At 67.5% G+C, this 20,697-nt stretch carries 20 protein-coding genes; 7 read left to right on the top strand and 13 right to left on the bottom strand.

Annotation, left to right across the window (positions count from 1 at the left end; all coding sequences use genetic code 11):
- Positions 1-8: 8 nt before the first annotated feature.
- From EXE63_RS20680 to EXE63_RS20670, 3 genes are read left to right on the top strand one after another with little or no spacing between them, the layout of a single operon-like run.
- Positions 9-1,217, top strand: coding sequence for a PP2C family protein-serine/threonine phosphatase (locus EXE63_RS20680; RefSeq protein ID WP_168143476.1), 1,209 nt, complete (start codon positions 9-11; stop codon positions 1,215-1,217).
- A 2-nt stretch (positions 1,218-1,219) separates the two neighbouring features.
- Positions 1,220-2,788 carry a sensor histidine kinase gene (locus EXE63_RS20675; RefSeq protein ID WP_168143475.1) on the top strand — a complete coding sequence of 523 codons (1,569 nt, stop codon included), beginning with the start codon at positions 1,220-1,222 and terminating at the stop codon, positions 2,786-2,788.
- Positions 2,785-3,228: a response regulator gene (locus EXE63_RS20670; protein ID WP_105363231.1), complete on the top strand. Its 444-nt coding sequence runs from the start codon at positions 2,785-2,787 to the stop codon at positions 3,226-3,228. The genes EXE63_RS20675 and EXE63_RS20670 overlap by 4 nt, the downstream gene beginning before the upstream one ends.
- Here EXE63_RS20670 and EXE63_RS20665 read toward each other — a convergent pair.
- Genes EXE63_RS20665 through EXE63_RS20645 form a run of 5 tightly spaced genes read right to left on the bottom strand, consistent with a single transcriptional unit; the run spans position 3,201 to position 6,337 of the window.
- A complete protein-coding gene (locus EXE63_RS20665; RefSeq protein ID WP_168143474.1) occupies positions 3,201-3,647 on the bottom strand; it encodes an ATP-binding protein in 447 nt (148 codons plus the stop codon). The genes EXE63_RS20670 and EXE63_RS20665 overlap by 28 nt on opposite strands.
- A 32-nt stretch (positions 3,648-3,679) precedes the next feature.
- On the bottom strand, positions 3,680-4,042 hold the full coding sequence (locus tag EXE63_RS20660; RefSeq protein WP_168143473.1) for an STAS domain-containing protein: 363 nt from the start codon (positions 4,040-4,042) through the stop codon (positions 3,680-3,682).
- Between the two features lie 27 nt (positions 4,043-4,069).
- Positions 4,070-5,281 (bottom strand): MFS transporter, encoded by a 1,212-nt coding sequence (locus EXE63_RS20655; protein ID WP_234904200.1) that lies wholly within the window; start codon positions 5,279-5,281, stop codon positions 4,070-4,072.
- Between the two features lie 49 nt (positions 5,282-5,330).
- Positions 5,331-5,918, bottom strand: a complete 588-nt coding sequence (locus EXE63_RS20650; RefSeq protein WP_168143471.1) for a methylated-DNA--[protein]-cysteine S-methyltransferase — start codon at positions 5,916-5,918, stop codon at positions 5,331-5,333.
- Complete coding sequence (locus tag EXE63_RS20645; RefSeq protein ID WP_234904612.1) at positions 5,915-6,337, bottom strand: RNA polymerase sigma factor; 423 nt, start codon at positions 6,335-6,337, stop codon at positions 5,915-5,917. Before EXE63_RS20645 ends, EXE63_RS20650 begins: the two co-directional genes overlap by 4 nt.
- A gap of 130 nt (positions 6,338-6,467) precedes the next feature.
- Between EXE63_RS20645 and EXE63_RS20640 the strand changes: the two genes are divergently transcribed.
- From EXE63_RS20640 to EXE63_RS20630, 3 genes are read left to right on the top strand one after another with little or no spacing between them, the layout of a single operon-like run.
- Positions 6,468-7,673 (top strand): acetyl-CoA acetyltransferase, encoded by a 1,206-nt coding sequence (locus EXE63_RS20640; RefSeq protein ID WP_168143469.1) that lies wholly within the window; start codon positions 6,468-6,470, stop codon positions 7,671-7,673.
- Positions 7,670-9,157 (top strand): carotenoid oxygenase family protein, encoded by a 1,488-nt coding sequence (locus tag EXE63_RS20635; RefSeq protein ID WP_168143468.1) that lies wholly within the window; start codon positions 7,670-7,672, stop codon positions 9,155-9,157. The genes EXE63_RS20640 and EXE63_RS20635 overlap by 4 nt, the downstream gene beginning before the upstream one ends.
- Before the next feature lie 23 nt (positions 9,158-9,180).
- A complete protein-coding gene (locus EXE63_RS20630) occupies positions 9,181-10,020 on the top strand; it encodes a winged helix-turn-helix transcriptional regulator (RefSeq protein ID WP_168145681.1) in 840 nt (279 codons plus the stop codon).
- On the opposite strand, the gene EXE63_RS20625 is transcribed toward EXE63_RS20630, so the two are convergent.
- Positions 9,991-10,581 (bottom strand): GNAT family N-acetyltransferase, encoded by a 591-nt coding sequence (locus tag EXE63_RS20625; RefSeq protein ID WP_168143467.1) that lies wholly within the window; start codon positions 10,579-10,581, stop codon positions 9,991-9,993. The two genes, EXE63_RS20630 and EXE63_RS20625, sit on opposite strands and share 30 nt — an antisense overlap.
- On the bottom strand, positions 10,578-11,012 hold the full coding sequence (locus tag EXE63_RS20620; RefSeq protein ID WP_168143466.1) for a hypothetical protein: 435 nt from the start codon (positions 11,010-11,012) through the stop codon (positions 10,578-10,580). Before EXE63_RS20620 ends, EXE63_RS20625 begins: the two co-directional genes overlap by 4 nt.
- 42 nt (positions 11,013-11,054) lie before the next feature.
- On the opposite strand from EXE63_RS20620, the gene EXE63_RS20615 reads away from it, so the two are divergent.
- Positions 11,055-11,495, top strand: a complete 441-nt coding sequence (locus EXE63_RS20615; RefSeq protein ID WP_168143465.1) for a cupin domain-containing protein — start codon at positions 11,055-11,057, stop codon at positions 11,493-11,495.
- Between the two features lie 38 nt (positions 11,496-11,533).
- On the opposite strand, the gene EXE63_RS20610 is transcribed toward EXE63_RS20615, so the two are convergent.
- From EXE63_RS20610 to EXE63_RS20585, 6 genes are all read right to left on the bottom strand, one after another.
- Positions 11,534-14,458 (bottom strand): cadherin-like domain-containing protein, encoded by a 2,925-nt coding sequence (locus EXE63_RS20610; protein WP_168143464.1) that lies wholly within the window; start codon positions 14,456-14,458, stop codon positions 11,534-11,536.
- A 689-nt stretch (positions 14,459-15,147) separates the two neighbouring features.
- Complete coding sequence (locus EXE63_RS20605) at positions 15,148-15,915, bottom strand: VOC family protein (protein ID WP_168143463.1); 768 nt, start codon at positions 15,913-15,915, stop codon at positions 15,148-15,150.
- Positions 15,916-16,039: 124 nt separating this feature from the next.
- Positions 16,040-16,471, bottom strand: coding sequence for a type II toxin-antitoxin system Rv0910 family toxin (locus EXE63_RS20600; protein ID WP_168143462.1), 432 nt, complete (start codon positions 16,469-16,471; stop codon positions 16,040-16,042).
- Positions 16,472-16,474: 3 nt separating this feature from the next.
- On the bottom strand, positions 16,475-16,732 hold the full coding sequence (locus EXE63_RS20595) for an antitoxin (protein WP_168143461.1): 258 nt from the start codon (positions 16,730-16,732) through the stop codon (positions 16,475-16,477).
- 10 nt (positions 16,733-16,742) lie between these two features.
- Positions 16,743-19,106: a cation-translocating P-type ATPase gene (locus EXE63_RS20590; RefSeq protein ID WP_209999812.1), complete on the bottom strand. Its 2,364-nt coding sequence runs from the start codon at positions 19,104-19,106 to the stop codon at positions 16,743-16,745.
- Between the two features lie 5 nt (positions 19,107-19,111).
- Positions 19,112-20,680 (bottom strand): serine hydrolase, encoded by a 1,569-nt coding sequence (locus tag EXE63_RS20585; RefSeq protein ID WP_168143459.1) that lies wholly within the window; start codon positions 20,678-20,680, stop codon positions 19,112-19,114.
- Positions 20,681-20,697: the final 17 nt, after the last annotated feature.

Genomic DNA, 20,697 nt, shown 5'->3' with positions numbered 1-20,697 from the left:
ATCGTTCCATGCGCGCACCGCAGACCCCGCTACCCTCACCCGGCCCGATCGTAGCCACGGCGGCCGCTGGGCGGCGGCTCTCACTGCTCCTGGTCGAGGATGATCGAGCGGACGCATTGCTGGTCGAGGAACTCATCGCCGATGCGGACGGTGAGTTCGACTTCGTCTGGTCCCAGACGGTCTCCGAAGCCGCCCGCTCCCTCACCGAACAGCGCCCGGACTGCATCCTGCTCGATCTGAACCTGCCCGATTCCACCGGCATGGATGCCGTGCACCGGCTCGGCGGCCTCGACAACACCATCCCGATCATCGTGTTGACCGGCTACAACGATGAGCCCTTCGGGGTGTCCGCGGTGTCCTCGGGAGCACAGGATTACCTGGTCAAGGGCCGGGTGGAGCCCGACACCCTGCGCCGCGCCGTGCTGTACGCCATCGAACGCAAGCGCGCCGAGCTGGCCACCGTCGACCTGCATTCGACCCGGTTGCGAGCGTTGGAGAACGCCCGGCTGGAACGTGGTCTGCTGCCCTCGCCGGTGCTGCTGGACACACCGGGTGTCCATATCGTCACGCGCTCGCGCCCCAGCCGTCAGGACGCGCTGCTCGGCGGGGACTTCTTCGATGTCGTGCAGACCGACAACCGCACCGTGCACGTGATGATCGGCGATGTTGCCGGGCACGGTCCCGACGAGGCGGCCCTCGGCGTGGCCCTGCGCATCGGGTGGCGGGCGCTGACCTTCGCCGGCCTGCGCGGCAACGAACGGATGCGGGAACTCGACCGGATCCTGACCACCGAACGTACGAGCTCCGGCACCTTTGCGACCCTGCTCAGTTTGGCCCTCGAACCCGATACCGGCCACTTCACCGCGGTGCGCGCCGGCCACCCCGGCATGCTCCTGCAGGGCGGCGGCACAGTGGACTGGGTGGAGCCCCGCCCGGGCGCCGCACTGGGTCTGGGCGCCCGAGAGTGGCCGGTCGAACATTACGAACTCCCCCCGGGGCACGGACTGTTGCTGCTCACCGACGGGCTGTTCGAGGGTCACTCGGGCCGCGGCGACGAGCGGCTCGGTGAAGAAGGGCTGCTGACCATGGCCCGCTCGCTGGCTCAGTTGCCCGGCGCCGATTTCGTCGAAGCGCTCATCGAGGCCGCCGAGTCGCGGGCTCAGTTGCACGGCGGGCTCACCGACGACATCGCCGTGATCAGAGTGGAACGATCCTGACCATGAAACTCACCGTGCAGGGCTGGCAGAACCTGGTGCTCGCCGTCATCGGAACGGCGGTGCTGGCCTGCTCGATAGCCGCCACCATTTTGGTGGGTCAGGCCGACAAGGTGTCCAATCAGCTGCGGGACGGCATCCAGCCGGCCCGGATCGCGGCTTACCAACTCCAGGCGGCGTTGCGCGATCAGGAGACCGCGGTCCGCGGCTACCAGATCACCGGCGACCCCCGGTTCCTCGACCCGTACAAGGACGGGCGCACCGCCGAAACCGATGCCGCCGAACAGATCCGGCGGTCCATCGCGGGCAACGAAGAGCTCCTCGTCGACCTCGACAACATCGAGGCTGCCGCCGATACCTGGCGCGCCGAGTACGCGGATCAGCTGATCGCGACCGCCACGCCAGGGCAGCCGGCCGCGGATGCGAGCATCGACGAGGGCAAGGCGCTCTTCGACCGGCTCCGCGCGTTGTTCACGGTCCAGAACGATCACCTCAGCGAGGCCCGGGCCACCGGCCTGGCACATCTCGACGAGATCCGCGGCTGGCGCGACGCGGTGATGATCGCGATGATCCTGACGTTCGTGACCACCGCGATACTGCTGGCGGTGGTGATGCGCAACGCCGTCACCCGGCCGTTGTCCGCGCTGGCCGCGGCCTGCCGGCGCATCACCGAGGGCAACTTCGGTGAACGCATCATCCCGCGCGGCCCCCGCGACATCCGGGCCATCAGCGCCGACGTCGAGGACATGCGCCAGCGCATCGTGGACGAGCTCGAGACCTCCCGCGCCGCGCGCGCCGCCCTCGATGAGCAGGCCGACGAATTGCGGCGGTCCAACGCCGAACTCGAACAGTTCGCCTACGTCGCCTCGCACGATCTGCAGGAACCGCTGCGCAAGGTCGCGTCGTTCTGCCAGCTCCTGGAAAGACGCTACGGCGACAAGCTCGACGAGCGCGGTATCGAGTACATCGGCTTCGCCGTGGACGGCGCCAAGCGGATGCAGGTGCTGATCAACGACCTGCTCACCTTCTCCCGCGTCGGCCGGCTCAACGCGACGAACACCGAGGTGGACCTCAACTCGGTGGTCACCGCGGCCCTGAGCAATCTGACCACCACCATCGACGAGACCGGCGCGCAGATCGTGCTGCCCGACACACCGCTGCCCACCATCGACGGCGACCCCACCCTGCTGGCGATGGTGTGGCAGAACCTGATCGGCAATGCGGTGAAGTTCCATCGCGAGGATGCGGCGCCGCGGATCGTGATCGAGTGCGAGGAGGGCACTGGCGAAGACGCCGAGAAATACCTGTTCACCGTCACCGACAACGGGATCGGCATCGCCGAGGAGTTCGTCGACAAGGTCTTCGTCATCTTCCAGCGGCTGCACGGCCGCGATGCCTACACCGGTACCGGGATCGGCCTGGCGTTGTGCAAGAAGATCGTCGAGCACCACGGCGGGACGATCTGGATCGACACCTCCTACACCGACGGGACGCGGTTCACATTCACGCTGCCCATCACCCCGACCACCGCGCCCGATCTGGCGCCGCAACCTCAGCTGGAAGGAACCCCGTGAGCTATCCCGAGACCCGAGCCATCGACATCCTGCTCGTCGAGGACGATCCCGGTGATGAATTGATCACCCGGGAAGCGTTCGAGCACAACAAGATCAAGAACAATCTGCATGTCGCCCACGACGGCGAAGAGGGGCTGGACTTTCTGTACCGGCGGGGCAAGTTCGCCGACGCACCACGGCCCGACCTGATCCTGCTGGACCTGAACCTGCCCAAGTACGACGGCAGGCAACTGCTGGAGCAGATCAAATCCGACGACAACCTGAGCCTCATCCCCATCGTGGTGCTCACCACGTCGTCGGCCGAAGAGGACATCCTGCGCAGCTACAAGTTGCACGCGAACGCCTACGTGACCAAGCCGGTGGACCTCGATCAGTTCATGAGCGCGGTGCGCCAGATCGACGAGTTCTTCGTTCAGGTGGTTCGGCTGCCGCAGTTCTGAGCAATGTGGTCCCACTGCAGGCGGACCTCGGTGCCGTCCGCAGTGGCATCGATATCGGCGCGGTCGGCCAGCGCGTGCATCAACGGGATGCCGCGCCCCCGGGCCACGTCGTTGATGTCGTTGTCGTTGGTTCGCCAGTGCCCCTCGTCGGTCACCGTCACGGTCAGCACGGCGGCGGTGTCGTCATAGTCGGCACGCACATGCATCGGACCGGGTTGCGGGGCACCGACATAGGCGAACTCGGCCGCGTTGGCCAACGCCTCGTACACCGCCAGCAGCACATCACTGGATTTCTCGGGATCCAGGAGCAAGTTCTGGCGCAGCCATGCGGCAAGCTCCTGCCGGATCTGAGCCGCGAGCTCGGGGCCGGCGATCACGCCGATCTTCGCGAAGGATGCGGAATCGCCTTGCTCTGTCATGTCGACCGGTGGCTACCCGTTTGCAGCTTTTTCTAACTCTGCAGAGCGGCGAGTGCCTCATCGAGTGTCGCGTGGAGTTCGACGACGTCGGCGATGCCCACCAATTTCAGCGGCCTGCTGGTGGCCGGACCGTCCGCGACGACAACGAGTTTCACAGCAGGTGCGAGGTCACCGTGCGCGGAGACGAGCACCCCCATGCCGGCCGACGCCAGGAACTCGACCGCGGTGAAATCCACCACCACCGCCGCCGGTGCCGCGGCGGCCGCAGACTTGATCGCAGCTTCCAGCTTGGGCGCGGTGATCATGTCCACTGTCCCGGCCACCGACACCACACTGATATCGCCGACACTGCTCTGCTGGATATCGCCGCTGGCCGCAGCTGGCTGGCTGTTCATCGTTCCTCCGTCTTCGCGCACCCGGATTTAGCTGCGCGTCGAGGACGCGCCGACCAGATCCTGGTCCCGGGCTACCCCATCGTAGCCACGTCGCCTCGCGTGACTGATCTCCGACGCAACTACCGCGACCAGGATGGACACCGCCGCGGCGGCCAGCAGCACGGGCGGTCCGTACGGCAGTGCCGCGGCGCCGATCAGCGGGGCGATCGAGATGCCGACGTACATCGCCGTCGAGTACCACGCGAGTGCAGTGGTGGCGTAGCGCGAATCGATGAGCGCGAGCCGGTACTGGATGGCCACCGAGGCGGCGAACCCGGCGATCCCGGACAGCGTGAACACCAGGGCGGTCGCCACCATCGATCCGTGCGCCGCGATGAGCGCGACGAAGGCGACGGCCTGGGCCGCCAGCACGATCTGCAGGGTGCGACGGCTGCCGATGCGGTCGGCCAGGCGTCCACCCACGATGTTGCCGATGACGCCGGCCACCCCGTAGGCGAGCAACAGGATCGCCAGCCGTTTGTGGTCGCCGCCGGTGGCGTCGTGGGTGATCACCGCGCTGAAGATGTAGACCATGTTGAACGCCAGCGTCATCAGCAACGACGCGACGATCGCGAACACGATGCGCGGGTCGCGCAGGACGACGGCGCGCGACCGCAGGTCCACCGCCGGGCTGCGCGGGACATCGCGCACCACCAGCAGCAGGGCCGGGACCAGCAGCGCGGCCAGGCCGGCCAGCACCGACAGCGGGAGCCGCCAACCGCCGATATCGGCCAGCGCGGTGCCGATCGGGGAGCCGATCGCCATGGCCAGGGTGAAGCCCATACCGACCAGCGCGATGGCCCGGCCGCGCTGGGACAGCGCCACCATCACCGGCGCGGCGCCGATCGCCGAGGGCACCAGCGCCGCACCACCGAGGGCCGCGATGACCCGTCCCGCGGTGAAGACGGTGAAGGTGTCCGCTGCCGCGGCCAGGAAGGTGCCGGCGGCGATCAGGGCCAGCCCGGCGGCCATCACGCGTTCCGGACGGACCCGGCCGCAGGTGACCGACACCAGCGGCGACGCGACAGCGACGACGATGGCATAGACCGAGATGGAGTAGCCGATGGTGCCGGGGCCGACGCCCAACGTGTGGGCGATCTGGGGCAGCACGCCGGCGATGACGAAGGCGTTGGTGGCGACGACGAACAGGCCGAGGGCGAGCAGACCGAGGCGCACTGCACTTGCTCTGGCCAGCCTCACCCGCACCTCACCTCTCGAAGAATTGGTACCTCAGCGTACCCGCTCCGGGTCAGGCCGCTTCCAGCTCCAACAGCGTCGCCTTGGCCGCCATTCCGCCGGCGTACTGCCCGAACGATCCGTCGGTGCGCACCACCCGGTGGCACGGGATGACCAGCGGCAGCGGATTGCGGGCGCAGGCGCTGCCCACCGCCCGCACCGCCTTGGGACTGCCGACCGCCGCCGCGACGGTCGCGTAGCTCTCGCGGTGCCCGTACCCGATCTCGCGCAGATGCTCGATCACCTGGCGGCGGAACCCGTCGGCCAGCCGCAGATCGAGCGGAAGATCGAACTCGGTGCGCCGGCCCGCGAGGTATTCCTCGATCTCGGTGGCGGCATCGTCGAGGCGGGCGGGGGCGTGCAGGATCCGCGGGCTGATCCGCTGGGCCAGCGTCGCAAGCACGTCTTCGTCACCGGAGAGGAACGCCACCCGCACCAGACCGAGCGGCGTGCTCGCCAGCAGCAGCCGGCCGATGGCGGTGTCCAGGGTGCGGTAGGCCACGTCGAGCAGGTCGGCGTCCTGAGCCGCATGCTCCAGGCGGCGGTGCAGCCGGGCCAGGGTCGGGGCGTCGGCGTCGATGCCGTCGAAGATCTCGGTCATGCGTCCTCCTTGAGGTAGGTCGTGCGCAGCGTCTTGAGGCCGTCGGCGGCGGCACGGCGGGCGGCCTCGGTCGACCCGCCGAGCAGATCCGCGATCTCGGCGTAGGGCAGGCCCGCCAGGTAGCGGTAGGCCAGCGTGCGGCGTTGCTTGTCCGGCAACGCCGCCAGCGCCGCCCACAGGTCCAGGTCGTGGTGATCGGTGTGCCCGGCATCGGGGACGGCATCGACCGGGGCCGGCGCCCGGGACGCCGCGCGCCCGATGTCGATGGCCCTGCGGTGCGCGATGGTCACCAGCCACGCCTCGATGTTGGCGCTCGGATCGAGTTCCGGGTAGGCCCGCAGGGCGGACAGGAAGGTCTCCGACCACGCGTCCTCGGCGTCGGTCGGGCCGACGACGGCCCGGCACACCCGCAGCACCATCGGGCCGTACTCGGCCACGATGTCCTCGAACGGTCGTCCCACAGTCACATTGTGTAGACGTCGCCGGCGACCGAAACGTGAGATGCCAGTTCTCCCGACTTACTCTCTTAGTTGTAGTAGCGTCGGGGGCATGGGCGCCAATGTGTGGATCCTGGGCGGCTACCAGAGCGACTACGCCCGCAACCTGCAGCGCGAGGGCCACGACCTGGCCGACCTGACGGCCGAGGTCATCCGCGAAACCCTGGACGCGGCGCGCACACCGGCCACCGACATCGGTGTCGTGCACGTCGCCAACGCCTTCGCCGAGATGTTCGCCGCCCAAGGTCACCTCGGCGCGATGCCGGCCACCGTCGAACCCGCGCTGTGGAACGTCCCGGCCTCCCGGCACGAGGCGGCCTGCGCGTCCGGCAGTGTCGCCGCCCTGGCCGCCATCGCCGATCTGCGCTCCGGCGCCTATGACAGCGCACTGGTCATCGGGGTGGAACTGGAGAAGACGGTCCCCGGCGATGTCGCCGCCGCCTACCTCGGCGCGGCCGCCTGGACGGGGCACGAGGGCGCGGATGCCACCTTCATGTGGCCGTACATGTTCAGCCGGATCGCCGACGAGTACGACCGGCGCTACGGCCTCGACGACACGCACCTCGATGCCATCGCCCTGCTGAACTACACCAATGCCCGCGCGAACCCGAACGCGCAGACCCGCGGCTGGCAGCTGGACACCTCGTCGAATCCGGTGGTGGAGGGCCGGATCCGGCGACTCGATTGCAGCCAGATGACCGACGGCGGCGCCGGCGTGGTGCTGGTGAGCGACAACTTCCTGCGCGATCACCCCGGTGTGCGGCCGATCGGGCGGATCGACGGCTGGGGCCACCGGACGGTCGGGCTGGGTCTGCAGCAGAAACTGGACCGGTCCGCCGACGATCCGTACGTGCTGCCGCACGTGCGCGGTGCGGCGCTCGACGCATTCGCCCGCGCCCACGTGACCTTCGACGATCTCGACGGTCTCGAAGTGCACGACTGTTTCACTCCCAGTGAGTATCTCGCGATCGACCACATCGGGCTGACCGGGCCCGGCGAGTCCTGGAAGGCCATCGAGAACGGTGAGATCGAGATCGGCGGCCGGCTGCCCATCAACCCCAGCGGCGGGCTGATCGGCGGCGGGCATCCCGTCGGCGCCACCGGTATCCGGATGCTGCTCGATGCCGCCAAGCAGGTCAGCGATACCGCCGGCGCCTACCAGGTGGAGGGCGCAAAGACGTTCGGCACCCTGAACTTCGGCGGCAGTACCGCCACCACCGTCAGCTTTGTCGTCGGTTCATCCCAGGAGGTTCTGTGAACACCGATCTGGTCACCAAGTTCGCATCCACCCTGCCCCCGGACGACGATCACCCCTACCGCACCGGCGCCTGGCGGCCGCAGACCAGCGAATGGGACGCCGACGACCTGGCGGCCGTGGAAGGCGAGATCCCGACCGACCTGGACGGGGTCTATCTGCGCAACACCGAGAACCCGTTACACCCCGCGTTCAAGGCCTACCATCCATTCGACGGTGACGGCATGCTGCACATCGTCAACTTCCGGGACGGAAAGGCAAGCTATCGCAACAGGTTCATCCGCACCGACGGGTTCCTGGCCGAGAACGAGGCCGCCGGCCCGCTGTGGCCCGGGATCGCCGAGCCGGTGGAGCTCGCCCAACGCGACTACGGCTGGGGTGCACGCACCCTGATGAAGGATGCCTCCAGCACCGATGTCGCCGTGCACCGCGGTGTCGCGCTCAGCAGCTTCTACCAGTGTGGCGACCTGTATCGGATCGACCCCTACACCGGCGACACCCTAGGTAAACAGGACTGGGCCCCAATCGGATTGGGTGTATCGGCGCACCCGAAGATCGACGACGCCACCGGAGAGTTGTTGTTCTTCAACTACGGCAAGGACGCACCGTACCTGCATTACGGAGTGGTCGACGAGAACAACGCGCTGGTCCACTACGCCGATGTCGAGCTGCCCGGGCCCCGGCTGCCGCACGATATGGCGTTCACCGAGAATTACGTGATTCTCAACGACTTTCCGCTGTTCTGGGATGCCGAATTCCTCAAGCACAACGCGCACATCCCGCGACTGCACCGCGACATGCCGTCCCGGTTCGCGGTGCTGCCGCGGCGCGGCGGGGCCGCTGACGTGCAATGGTTCGAGGCCGACACCACCTACGTCCTGCACTTCACCAATGCCTACGAGGACGGCGACGAGATCGTGCTGGACGGGTTCTTCCAGGGCGAACCCGAACCCACCGAGGGCTTCGATAACGGCATGAACCCGAAGTGGCAGCGCATCTTTCGCGGACTGTCACTGGACGGGATGCAGACCAGGCTGCACCGCTGGCGGTTCAACCTTGTCACCGGCCAGACCCGGGAAGAGCAATTGTCGGACAGCATCACCGAATTCGGGATGATCAACTCCGGCTTCGCCGGACGACCCTACCGCTACACCTACGCCGCCACCGGCAAGCCCGGCTGGTTCCTGTTCGACGGCCTGGTCCGCCATGATCTGCACACCGGCGCCGAACAACGGTTCGCCTTCGCAGACGGTGTCTACGGCAGCGAGACCGCCATGGCACCCCGGGTCGGCAGTACCGGGGAGGACGACGGCTACCTGATCACCCTCACCACCGATATGAACGCCGACGCGTCCTACTGCCTGGTGTTCGACGCGGCCCGGGTATCCGACGGCCCGGTGTGCACACTGGCGCTGCCCGAACGGATCTCCAGCGGCACGCACTCCACCTGGGCGCCCGGCTCGGAGCTGAGACGCTGGCGCGAGTGACCCAACCCAACGCCGTGGCCCGGATGCTCGGGGTGCTCGGCGATGAATGGACCCTGCTGATCGTGCAGCAGGCCCTGCTGGGCGCCTCCCGGTACGGGGAGTTCACCGAACGGCTGCCCATCTCCCATTCGGTGCTGACCCGGCGTCTGGTCGGCATGGTCCAGCACGACCTGATGACGCGCCGCCAGTACCAGTCCGGGCCGACCCGGTACGAGTATCTGCTGACCGCGCGCGGCCAGGCGTTGTGGCCGGTGCTGGTGGCGATCTGGGCGTGGGAACGCCACTGGGTGCCCGAACACCCCCTGCCCGCCATGCGGCACGGCGACTGCGGCCGGGACTTCACCCCGCTGCTCACCTGCCGTGGATGCGGGCTGGAGACCGACGAGAAACATCTTGTCGCGCGGTGGGGCCCGAGCGGTTCCTGGCCGCGGTCGATGCCGGTGGGATCCACCCGGCGCCGTTCGCACGATGACCGGACCAGCCAGGCAGATCTGTTTCCGCAGACCATGAGCATCCTGGGCAACCGGTGGGCGTTCGCCATCATGGTGGCCGCCTTCGTCGGGACCACCCGGTTCACCGATTTCGCGGGCCAACTCGGGGCGCCGCCCGGTTCGCTCACCGACCGCCTGCAGATCCTGGTAGAGGGCGGTGTGCTGAACGGCGGCTACCGGCTCACCGCGAAGGGCCGCGCGGTGCTACCCATCATCGTCACCGCCCTGGACTGGGCGCAGCACTGGTATGTCACCGACGAGGGCCCCGCGGTGCAGGTCACCCATACCGCGTGCGGCGGTGCGTTCACCGCGGCGCTGGCCTGTGATCAGTGTGGCCGGCCGCTATCCGGATCCGGAGTCGTGGTGGTCTGAGCGCGACCGCAGATTGTTGCGCACCGCGGGCCATTCGATGTCCAGGATCGAATAGACCACGGTGTCCCGGCGCGACCCGTCGGCCAGCAACTGGTGACTGCGCAGCACACCGTCCAGCTTGGCGCCGAGGCGCTCGATCGCGGCTCGGCTGGTCGAATTGAAGTAGTGGGTGCGGAACTCGACGGCCACACAGCCGAGCACCTCGAAGGCATGTGTCAGCAACAGCAGCTTGGCCTCGGTATTCACCCCGGTCCGCCGCGCCGGTGAGGCATACCAGGTGGCGCCGATCTCCAGGCGCCGGTTGGGTCCGTCGATGTTCAGGTAGCTCGTCGAACCGATCACGGTGCCGTCGAGGCCGCGCACCACGAAGGTGAACGCGTTCGGATCGGCCAGCCTGGTCTGCACCCAGGCGGCCGCGGTATCCGGTGTCGGCACATTGGTGAACCACAGGTCGCCGGTGTCCGCGGCGGCCGCCGCGATCTCCCCGGCGTGCCCGGCCTGCAGCGGTTCCAGAGTCACCCAGCGCGGCCCGGTCAGCACCACCGGTTCCACGAAGCTCATCGATGCGTCCCGGTTTGCGCCCAGGCGACCACCATCGCCAACACGGACAGCAGGATCGCGAGCACCGTCATCGCCGCGGCCAGGTACATGCCGTACCCGGGTGCCACGGGCGCCTGCACGTAGAGCCGGAAGTACCAGCCGATCAGCGCTGCCACGATCATCGAAACCGCGAGTGCCGCAGACGATGCCAGCCGTGCCGACAACTGCCGGGCGGCCATCGCGGCGGCCACGATCAGCACCGCCGCCAACAGCACGATCAGCTGCCCCACCCCGAAGCCCGGCGGCGGCACCCCGATGGCCCCGACCTTGCCGCCGATCGCGTTGGCCCGGCCACCGCCGTCGGCGGTCGTGGTGAGCCACGGCAGCCAGGCACTCACCGCCAGGACCAGCGCGCACAACGCAACCAGCCAGCCGGGACGCAATCGAGCCATGCGCCTCAGGCTATCGGGTCACGCTGCGTACCCTGGGTCCCCATGACGGAACTACCCGATTGGGCCCGCCGGCTCGACCTGTCCCCGCACCCCGAGGGGGGCTGGTACCGCGAAACCTGGCGCAGTGACCTGACGTTCCCGCAGTCGGTGCTGCCGTCGGATTACACCGGGCCGCGGTGCGCCGGAACGGCGATCCTGTTCCTGCTGATGCCCGGCCAGCAGTCGGCCTGGCACACCGTGCGCAGCGCCGAGCTGTGGCTGCACCACCGCGGCAGCCCGCTGCTGCTGGAGGTCGGCCGCGAGCAGGACTCGGCGCACACCGTGGTGCTCGGACCCGATATCGCCGCCGGCGAGCAGCCGCAGTCGGTGGTGCCGCCCGGTCACTGGCAGCGGGCGATGCCGCGTGATCAGGAGCCCACCCTGGTCAGTTGTGTGGTGGTGCCGGGCTTCGACTTCGCCGATTTCGCGTTGAGCGCCGGTTAGCCTCGATCTCAAACACCACTGCACCACACTCTATGCAGTTACATCGTGTTGGACGGCGGCGCCGCGACAGTTATCACGCTCTGCATCAAGTAGAACTGCGAATTGTCCTGGACAAGAGTTCTCAGAACGACGGTGCCGTCCGCGTTCACTTGCGGTGCCCCCAGAGGCATTCCGACAACCGACGTGGTGACGGGGGCGGCTGACCCGGGGCGCAACACTGCAACAAAGCTCTGCCACGAGTCAGCGCCGCTCCCCGGCGCCGAGAAAGTTAGCGCTGCGACGGTGCCGTCTGTGCCGACCTGCGCTGGACCCCAAGGCAATCCGTAGGGAAGAGTGAGGGTGCCGAAAGTGTCAGCACCAGGGCGCAACACGGTGAACTGAATGTCGTTCTCATCGCCTGAACCGATAACGGTGATCAGCGTAACGACACCGCCGCTATCCACCCGTGCCGGACCGAAGTAGTAGTTTCCAAGAGGAAAACCCAAGGAGATCGAGGACCATCCCACGGTGGTGGTGCTGACCGGTGTTTCGGCGCCGGGGCGTAGCACGGTCACCGTGAGATGGTTCGGGTCGCCGTCGCCGTCCGTAGGGAGACTGGTGGTCAACGCGACGGTGCCATCTGCGCCCACCTGCGTACCCCAGAATGGTTGTCCGGTAACTGTCGTCGCTGTCGGGACGGCGAGCCCGGGCCGCCAAATCGTCACCGTCGTTTGATACGGGTCGTCGGAGCTACCGGTACCGGCCGAGGTCGTGAGCACGAGGGAGCCATCGCCAGCCAGCACCCGACTACCTACCGGGCCGGCGACCGTGGTGACGTCGGGAAGGGCAGCGCCGGGACGCAGCAGAGTAACCGTGGTCAGAATGGTGCCACCGGCAATCTCAGAGGGCGTGGCGGTAATGAGCGCAACCGTGCCGTCTGCCCATACCCACCACGACTCATCGTCGTCGTCGTGAACCTCAGTGGACAAGTATCCGGTGACGGTTGTCGTTTCGGCCGCGGCGGCGTCGGGTCGAAACACTGCAACTGCGTTCTGGAAGGGGTCGGCGGCGGTACCCGATCCAGTGACGGCCGTGCGGACCGCGACGGTGCCGTCCGCCCCGATGCGCACGTTGTACTCCGGGGAAAGGGTGCTTGTGATACTGCCGATGATGGGGGTGGTGGCGCCAGAGGACAGCCTGGTGACCGCCACTTCGTATGATTCAACCGAGCTTGACGAACGGGTATGGGTAACGAAAGTGACAGCGCCGTCGGCGCTTACGAATGCTGGGCGTACCGATCGTCCGGTTGCAGTCATGGTGAGCGGGGTGGTGGCGCCGGGCCGCAGTACCGTCACCGTCATCGCATACGGGTTCACGGCGTTGCCTGTATAGACAAACGTTGTCTGCGCGACAGTGCCATCGGCGCCGATCTGGGCGGCGTCATTTGCGTTGCCGGCAATGGTCGTGGTGATGGGGGTGATGGCGCCGGGACGTACCACGATCACCGTGGTCTCGTATTGGTCGGCGGTCCCGTTCACGAGCGTGGAGTTCGTGAACGCAACGGTGCCGTCGCTACCCACGGATCGGTAGTAGTTCAACACATCTGCGGGAAGAGCTGCGCTGACGGTTCTGGTGATGGAGACGTCGGTGGGGTCGATATCGACGTGCACATCAATGGTCTGGGTACCGCCGCGCCCGTCGGTGACCACGACACTGAACGTATCGGTTCCCTGGTCAGGATGCGTGTATGCGTTGAGCCTGTCCGCCACTTCCGGGGTGTAAGCGTAAGCGCCGGTTGAGGTTACGGTGACCGTCCCGCCCCGCGCGGTCGTGGATGTCCACGTCGTCGCGCCGGGATTGGAAGAGCTGTAGTAACGCAGGACATCACCGTCGGGGTCCGTCCAGCCGATGGTGCTGACAACCGTCCCATCGCTGTGATCGACGGTCCGGGTTGGCGGGACGGCCGGCGGCACGGGGAGTTGGTTTTCGGGGTTCACTGCGACGCCATTTACCTGCACTGCCACCCAAGCCACCACTGCGTGGGTCGCACCGACGGCGTGGATATGGGGACCAGCGGTGGCGTCGCTGACGATTACGGCGAATGAATCCGTGCCGGTGTAGTCGTCGCCATAGTCAAAGGGGGTGCCGTTGTCGTTCGGGGTGTAGGTCCAGGTCCCGGTCGACTGGTCCACGGTGACGGTTCCGTGCGCGGGTGCGCCGGCGCCGCTCGCAGGGACGGTGTAGGTCAGGGCGTCACCGTCGGGATCGGAAGCGCCGAAGGTGCCGTGGACTTGACCGTTGCCGAGATCCTGACCGGTCTGCACCGGGGCCGCAATGGGTGTGTGGTTGGCATAGGCCTGATCGAACTGACGACGCAACAGCTCCAACGCCCCCCACAGGGACGGACTATCAAGCGGCGCCCCGGGACCAATCAGCGGCGCGAGTGCGGAAGCGACGGCATGCAGAACCCCACTGATCAGCGTACCCGGCAGCGCCCGCAGCGTATCGATGAAGCGTGGTGCTGCGACGGTTGGGCCCGGCTGAGTGGGCGCATGGAAAGCAGCAGCGACGTTGGTCCGCTGCACATTCGGTTCGCCGGCCGCTGATGAGACCAGCTTTACCGTGGATTCGTGGTCAGCGACTCGATCTCGAGCCTCGTTCGCTACCACGCCAGTGCGGGCCTCATTCGTAGGCACCCGCCCACCCGTGGTGTTTTTCATCGGGAACGAATCGGATCTATCCGGTGCCGATGGCACTTCCCTCCCGGCAGCAGGCCCCGTCGGCGCGACGACCGGAACCGGCTGCGCCGGAGTCTCGGCCAAATCGGGTATGACGTCCCCGGTGTCGACCTCACCAGGGCCCACAGGCACGTCGATATCAACACCGTCGCCCGAATCACCCTCCGTATCTGAAACGACAGGCTCGAACTCGGAGCTTTGACCTTCTCGGGCGGTAGCCGATGGCGCAGTCAGCGCACGTTTCACTCCGTCGCCGTCATCTACATCGTCATCCGGGTTGGACACAGCGGTGCCAACCGACGACGTAAGCCTCGCCTGTGCTCCGCGGCGCTCTACAGAATTCGAAGGAAGTGCGTTCGAGCTCGACACCGTCGACTTCGAACTCGGTTTGTCAGCTGCACCATTTGAAGGGGCTTCAGTACGGGACTCAATAGAGGCGCCACTTTTTTCGTTACCGGCTGAAGTTCCCGATGCGGAGTCGTCAGCATGGGCAACGCCTGTGCTGCTGGCCAGCGCGACGCCGAGCGTGATGGCTCCGGCCCCTAGCCATCGATACGGCTCTCGTTGGCTTTGTGATCGGTGGCCGCCGCGACCTTTGCGGTCTGTAGCTTTGGCGTGCCGACCCGAACGATGCTTACCCGGCACACTCGCTCCTGTATTTTGGATGCTCAACGCTGTAGACGAACCCGCCGAAAATCTACCAACCCATCAACGCGCACGTCGTACCGTCCGTTCTTCTAGCGGCGGCTTCATCCGAACGGTGTACACGATCGCGGCGTCAAAGCCATTTTTCGGCCGCTGGGGGACCAGAGACAAACAGCGTCGAGCATCGCGACGACCAGCAGACGCACGCCGCCATGGGCGCCGCACACTCCCGAGTGATGCCCGGAAGGGGTCCGATCGTGCATCGTTGAGGTCGCTTGAAGTGGGGCGAGTTAGGGCTGCAGCGAGGACAGGTTGAACCCGGCGCCGGTCGGGTCGGCCACCGAGACCAGCCGCCCGTATGGGGTGTCCTCGGCGGGCCGGGTGATGCTGCCGCCGTTGTCGACGATGAGTTGTTGCGCCTTGTCGACGTCCTCGGCGCCCAGGAAGAAGCACCAGTTGGACGGTTCGTCGGCCGCCATGAACGCGCCGCCGTCCATCACGCCGATCCGCTGTTCGCCATCGAACACCACGGTGCTGTAACGGAACTCGTCGGAGTCCGCCTCGACGTGGGTCTGCCAGCCGAAGACCGCCCGGTAGAAGTCCAGGGTGCCGGCGAAATCCCGGGTGGTCAGCTGATGCCAGACGGGTGCGCCCGCCACCCCGGTCGCCTCGAAGCCGAGATGCTGTGTGGGCTGCCACAATCCGATCATGCCGCCGGTTGGATCGGTGACCATCGCCATGCGGCCCTTGGCCGGGATGTCCATCGCTCCCCCACAGCTGAAGCCACCGGCGGCGGTGATCGCCTCGATGGTGGCATCGGCGTCCGCGGTGTGCAGGTAGGTGTTCCAGCCGTCCGGCATGTTCCACTGCGGATCATTCGGCATCAGCCCGGCGACCTGGACGCCGTCGACGAAGGCGCTGACGTAGCCGCCGTACTCGGGGCCGGCGGATTCGAAGGTCCAGCCGAAGACCGCGCCGTAGAACTGTTGTGCGCGCTCCAAATCGGAGGTGGACAGGTCGATCCAGCACGGGGCGCCGAGGGGGTGTGAGGTTGTCATGCCGGTACCGACTCGACTCCCCGCCAAAACTCATCGCGGCGCACCCCCTCCCGCCGAGCGTGCGCATTCATACGCAAATCGCCGAGGCTGCCGTATGAGGACGCACATTCGAGAAGGCGGGTATCTAGGAGTAGACCCGCTTGAACTGGTCCAGCGACTGCCGGATGTCACTCTTCAAGGCCCCGGCGACCACCATGCCGATGGGACCGAACAGCGCGGGCCCGCCGAGGTGGATGTCCAGCTGCACCGAGGCGCTCTCGGCGACCGGTTTGACGCGTGCGATCAGCTTGATCTTGACCCCGCCCACACCGTTGCCGTTGAGCGTCATCGACTCCGGCGGCTTGTAGTTGACGATGGTCCACTTCACCCGGTTGAGCATGCCCTTGACCTCGACGATGGACTCGATCTCGGTGCCCTTGTCCAGCGTCTCGGGCAGCTCGGAGCGCCACATCTTGTGGATGCTCAGCCATTCCTTGAACCGGGACAGGTCCGAGGCTGCCTCCCAGGCCTGCTCCGGCGACAGTGGGACGTCGACGGAGACGGAGAGCTTCGCCACCGTTTAGGAGGCCGGAGGGGCCGTCGGCGGCTCGTTGGCCGGCGGAACCTGTCCGGACTGCTGGGTGGGCGGCACCGGTGGCGGCGGGGTGCCGGCCTGGTCGCGGGCGGCCTTCTTGGCGGCCTCCTGCACCTTGTCCACGTGCTGGGCGTACTTGCCCTGCGTCTTCTTGTCGACCAGGTCGCCCGCCTTGTCGATCGCGGTATCGACCTTGTCGGCGTTCTTGGCCACCAGGCCCTTCACCTTGTCCAGGAAACTCATGCCGCCAACCCTAGCGCCACAGTGTGCGGGGTTCACCCGACAACCGGCCCTCCACCCACCAGGCCACCTCGATGATCACCGCCGCGACGGCACCGATGGCCAGCCCCATCGAGGTCAGCGCGACATTGGTCGGGTCCAGCAGGAACGTCCGCTGAGCCAGCGGTATCGAGAAGATCACCACGTAGGCCAGCGCGGACACCGCGACCAGCGCGATGCGCCACCACTCGTAGGGGCGGGCCACCACGGCCAGCACCCACACCGAACCGACCAGCAGGGTGATCAGCGCCGTGGTGGAGGCCTGCGCCTGCTCGACGTCGGAGGCGCCCCGGCCCTGATAGGCCACCAGGTAGGAGATGAAGGTGCTCAGCCCGACCACGACGCCCGCGGGCAGCGCCGAGGTCATCACCCGGCGCACGAAGCCGGGACGCGCCCGTTCGGAGTTCGGCGCCAGCGACAGGATGAACGCCGGGATGCCGATGGTGAACCAGGCCGCGATGGTGACGTGGATCGGCTGGAACGGGTACGGCAGCGGATCCGACCCGAACAACTTGGCCGACACACCGCCGATGCCGACGAGTGCAGCCAGCAGCACCGAGTAGACCGTCTTGGTGAGGAACAGGTTGGAGACCCGCTCGATATTGCCGATCACCCGGCGGCCCTCCCCCACCACATGGGGCAGTGTCGCGAACTTGTTGTCCAGCAACACGATCTGGGCCACCGCCCGGGACGCCGAGCTGCCCGACCCCATCGCCACGCCGATATCGGCGTCCTTGAGCGCCAGTACGTCGTTGACGCCGTCACCGGTCATCGCCACCGTGTGCCCGCGGGACTGCAGGGCGTGCACCATGGCCCGCTTCTGGTCCGGGCGCACCCGGCCGAAGGTGGTGTACTGCTCGACGGCGGCGGCCAGCTCATCGGAGCTCTCGGGCAGCTGACGGGCGTCGAGCGTCTCACCGTGCAGGCCGAGCGTCCCGGCCACCGCGCCCACCGATTTGGCGTTGTCCCCGGAGATCACCTTGACCGTGACCTGCTGGGAGGCAAAGTAATCCAGGGTGTCGCGGGCATCCGGACGCACCCGCTGTTCCAGGATGACGAGCGCGGCCGGGGTGACGGCCCCCGGTGCGTCCGGGGCGTCCACCGCGTGCTCGCACGACCCCAGCAGCAGCACCCGCAGGCCCTGCGCACCGATCCGCTCGGCCTCTTGCGCCTCCTGCGAGGCCGGGTCGAGCAGCACGTCGGGGGCGCCGATCACCCAGTTGCCGTGCTCGCCGTAGGACGTGCCGCTCCACTTGGTGGCCGACTTGAACGGCGCCGCCGCGGTGGCCGTCCAGCCGGGCGCGGCGCCGTAGGCCTCGGCGATGGCCGCCATGCTGGCGTTCGGGCGCGCGTCATCGGCGGCCAGTTGGGCCAGCACGGACGAGCTGTCAGTCTCGTTGAGCGACTTGAGTTCGGACAACCGCATACCGTTCTCGGTCAGCGTGCCGGTCTTGTCGGCGCACACCACATCGACGCGGGCCAGCCCCTCGATGGCGGGCAGTTCCTGCACCAGGCACTGACGCTGCCCGAGTCGCACCACGCCGACGGCGAACGCGATGGAGGTCATCAGCACCAGGCCTTCGGGCACCATCGGCACCAGTGCGCCGACCATCCGGAGCACCGATTCCCGCCAGCCCGCGTCGGTGGTGAACAGCTGGGTGTAGATGATCAGCGCGCCGGCGGGCCAGAGCAAGTAGGTGATGAACTGCAGGATCTTGTTGATCCCGCTGCGCAGTTCCGATTTCACCAAGGTGAACTTGCTGGCTTCCTCGGCGAGCTGGGCGGCGTAGGCCTCCCGCCCGACCTTGGTGGCCCGGTAGGCGCCGGAGCCGGCGACCACGAAGCTGCCCGACATCACCTTGTCCCCGGGGTCCTTGGCCATCGGGTCGGCCTCACCGGTCAGCAGCGACTCGTCGACCTCAAGGTTGTTCTCCTCCAGCACTTCCCCGTCGACGGTGATCTGGTCTCCCGGACCCACCTCGATGATGTCGCCGAGGACCACTTCGCTGGGCGCGAGCGCGCGGGTCCCGGACTGCCTGCGCACCACCGGTTTGGCCTGCCCGACGATGGCCAGCTTGTCCAGGGTCTGCTTGGCACGCAGTTCCTGGATGATGCCGATGGCACTGTTGGCGACGATCAGCAGCCCGAACAGCCCGTTGATCAGCGAGCCGGTGGCCACCACAATCGCGAACAGCACGCCGAGGATCGCGTTGATGCGGGTGAAGACGTTGGCGCGCACGATCTCCGAGACGCTGCGTGCCGCCCTGGTCGGCACGTCATTGGTCTGGCCGTCGGCCACCCGCTGGGCGACCTCGGCATCGGACAGGCCTGACATCATGGTCGTCACTTGATGAATACCGCCTCATCGAAGTACTCGAGCGTGAGCGAGTCCCCGTCGAAGGTGGCCTTCGAGATCGTCCCCGGCGGTGCGTTCTCGGTGACCATCGTGAAGGTGAACACGTTGCCGTCCCAGTGGGTCAGCGGCACGTCCAGCTTCGGACCGAGGGCGAGGTGCAACTGGCCATCACGCTCGGAGATCCGCGCCGGCCCCCAGTAATCGTTGCCGTAGGTGCCGGTATAGGTCGACAAGGCCGCTGCCGGTAGCGGTGTGGACGGCGGCTGCGATCCGACCAGCGAGCCCACCGGATCGCTCATCGGCAGAAGCTTGGACCGGTAGAGGTCATACCAGGGTTCCCGGATCTCGCCGAACTGCACCAGATCCGCGAACTGCGCGGTCAGGGCTTCCGGCACACCCGACATCGTCCCGTTCGTCAGGGCCACGATGCCCACCTCGGCCGAGGGCAGCATGAGGACGTTCGTCCCCGCGCCGAGCTGGAAGGCACCGGAGTGGCTCAGCTCCATGCGCGCGCCCGAGGTGGTGCCCACGTTGAACCCGTAACCGTAGAAGCCCGACCTCATCGCGGGCTCGGTGGCCCGGCTGGACACCACCTGCGGCGTGGTGGCGGGCAACAGCGCCGCCGCGGCGATCACCCGCTGCCCGCGGTGGCTGCCCTCCCCCAGCACCATCGCCATCCAGCGCGTCATGTCGTTGACCGAGGAACTCACCCCACCGGCGGGCGCCTGCTGATCGGCGTCGCGCACATACTGCGGCCGGTATTCGCCGTCAGCGATCCGGGTGTGCCCCACCGCCCGGTTGGCCCTGGATTCGTAGTCGGCGAAACGGTAACTGGTGGAGGCCATTCCGAGCGGGGCGAACAGTGTCTCCTCGCCAAGCTGGTCCCATGGTTTGCCGGCCGCGGCGGCCACCGCCTCCGCGGCCGCGGTGAGACCGAAGTTGGTGTAGGCATAGGAGATCCGGAACGGATCGAGCGGAAGCAGGCGCAGGCGCTCCAGCACGGCGCGGCGGTCGTACCCGATGTCCTCCAGCTGATCCCCGGCGTGATCGGGCAGCCCGGAGCGGTGCGAGAACAGGTCCCCGATGGTGACCATCCGGGTGACGGTGGGGTCCGACAGCGCGAACCAGGGCAGCTCGTCCACCACCGGGGTGTCCCACCCGATCGCCTGCTCGCTGACCTGCCGGGCCACCACGGTGGCACTCACCGGTTTGGACAGCGACGCCAGCTGGAAGACGGTGTCCGGGTCCACCGGCTCGGCGGACCGCACGTCGCGTACACCGAACCCCTTGGCGTAGATCGCTTTTCCCTTGTGCACCACGGCGACCGCCATTCCGGGCACACCCGACTTCTCCATCAGGTCGGCGGCCAACTCGTCCAGCTCGGACACCGCGTTCTCGACCGCGTTGCGCGGCAACGGCATCGCCGGGACCAGCGGCGGCACCGGGGCGGGCGACTCGATGGAACCTGCCGACGTCGTGCCCGGCGGATCCGTGGTGGGCGTTCCGCATCCGGCCAGCAGCACGGCAGCCGCGCCGACACTCAAGATCAGTCTCACGGCGTCAACGCTATCGG

This window comes from Mycolicibacterium frederiksbergense (assembly GCF_012223425.1).
GTDB classification, from domain to species: Bacteria; Actinomycetota; Actinomycetes; order Mycobacteriales; family Mycobacteriaceae; genus Mycobacterium; species Mycobacterium frederiksbergense.
This window is presented reverse-complemented; position numbering and strand designations above follow the sequence as displayed.

Bases quoted from the DNA above. Each gene is read 5' to 3' on its own strand.
- EXE63_RS20680 (WP_168143476.1), top strand. From the start codon at position 9: ATGCGCGCACCGCAGACCCCGCTACCCTCACCCGGCCCGATCGTAGCC.
- EXE63_RS20675 (WP_168143475.1), top strand. From the start codon at position 1,220: ATGAAACTCACCGTGCAGGGCTGGCAGAACCTGGTGCTCGCCGTCATC.
- EXE63_RS20665 (WP_168143474.1), bottom strand. From the start codon at position 3,647: ATGACAGAGCAAGGCGATTCCGCATCCTTCGCGAAGATCGGCGTGATC.
- EXE63_RS20660 (WP_168143473.1), bottom strand. From the start codon at position 4,042: ATGAACAGCCAGCCAGCTGCGGCCAGCGGCGATATCCAGCAGAGCAGT.
- EXE63_RS20650 (WP_168143471.1), bottom strand. From the start codon at position 5,918: ATGACCGAGATCTTCGACGGCATCGACGCCGACGCCCCGACCCTGGCC.
- EXE63_RS20645 (WP_234904612.1), bottom strand. From the start codon at position 6,337: ATGGTGCTGCGGGTGTGCCGGGCCGTCGTCGGCCCGACCGACGCCGAG.
- EXE63_RS20640 (WP_168143469.1), top strand. From the start codon at position 6,468: ATGGGCGCCAATGTGTGGATCCTGGGCGGCTACCAGAGCGACTACGCC.
- EXE63_RS20630 (WP_168145681.1), top strand. From the start codon at position 9,181: ATGCTCGGGGTGCTCGGCGATGAATGGACCCTGCTGATCGTGCAGCAG.
- EXE63_RS20625 (WP_168143467.1), bottom strand. From the start codon at position 10,581: ATGAGCTTCGTGGAACCGGTGGTGCTGACCGGGCCGCGCTGGGTGACT.
- EXE63_RS20620 (WP_168143466.1), bottom strand. From the start codon at position 11,012: ATGGCTCGATTGCGTCCCGGCTGGCTGGTTGCGTTGTGCGCGCTGGTC.
- EXE63_RS20615 (WP_168143465.1), top strand. From the start codon at position 11,055: ATGACGGAACTACCCGATTGGGCCCGCCGGCTCGACCTGTCCCCGCAC.
- EXE63_RS20605 (WP_168143463.1), bottom strand. From the start codon at position 15,915: ATGACAACCTCACACCCCCTCGGCGCCCCGTGCTGGATCGACCTGTCC.
- EXE63_RS20595 (WP_168143461.1), bottom strand. From the start codon at position 16,732: ATGAGTTTCCTGGACAAGGTGAAGGGCCTGGTGGCCAAGAACGCCGAC.
- EXE63_RS20590 (WP_209999812.1), bottom strand. From the start codon at position 19,106: ATGATGTCAGGCCTGTCCGATGCCGAGGTCGCCCAGCGGGTGGCCGAC.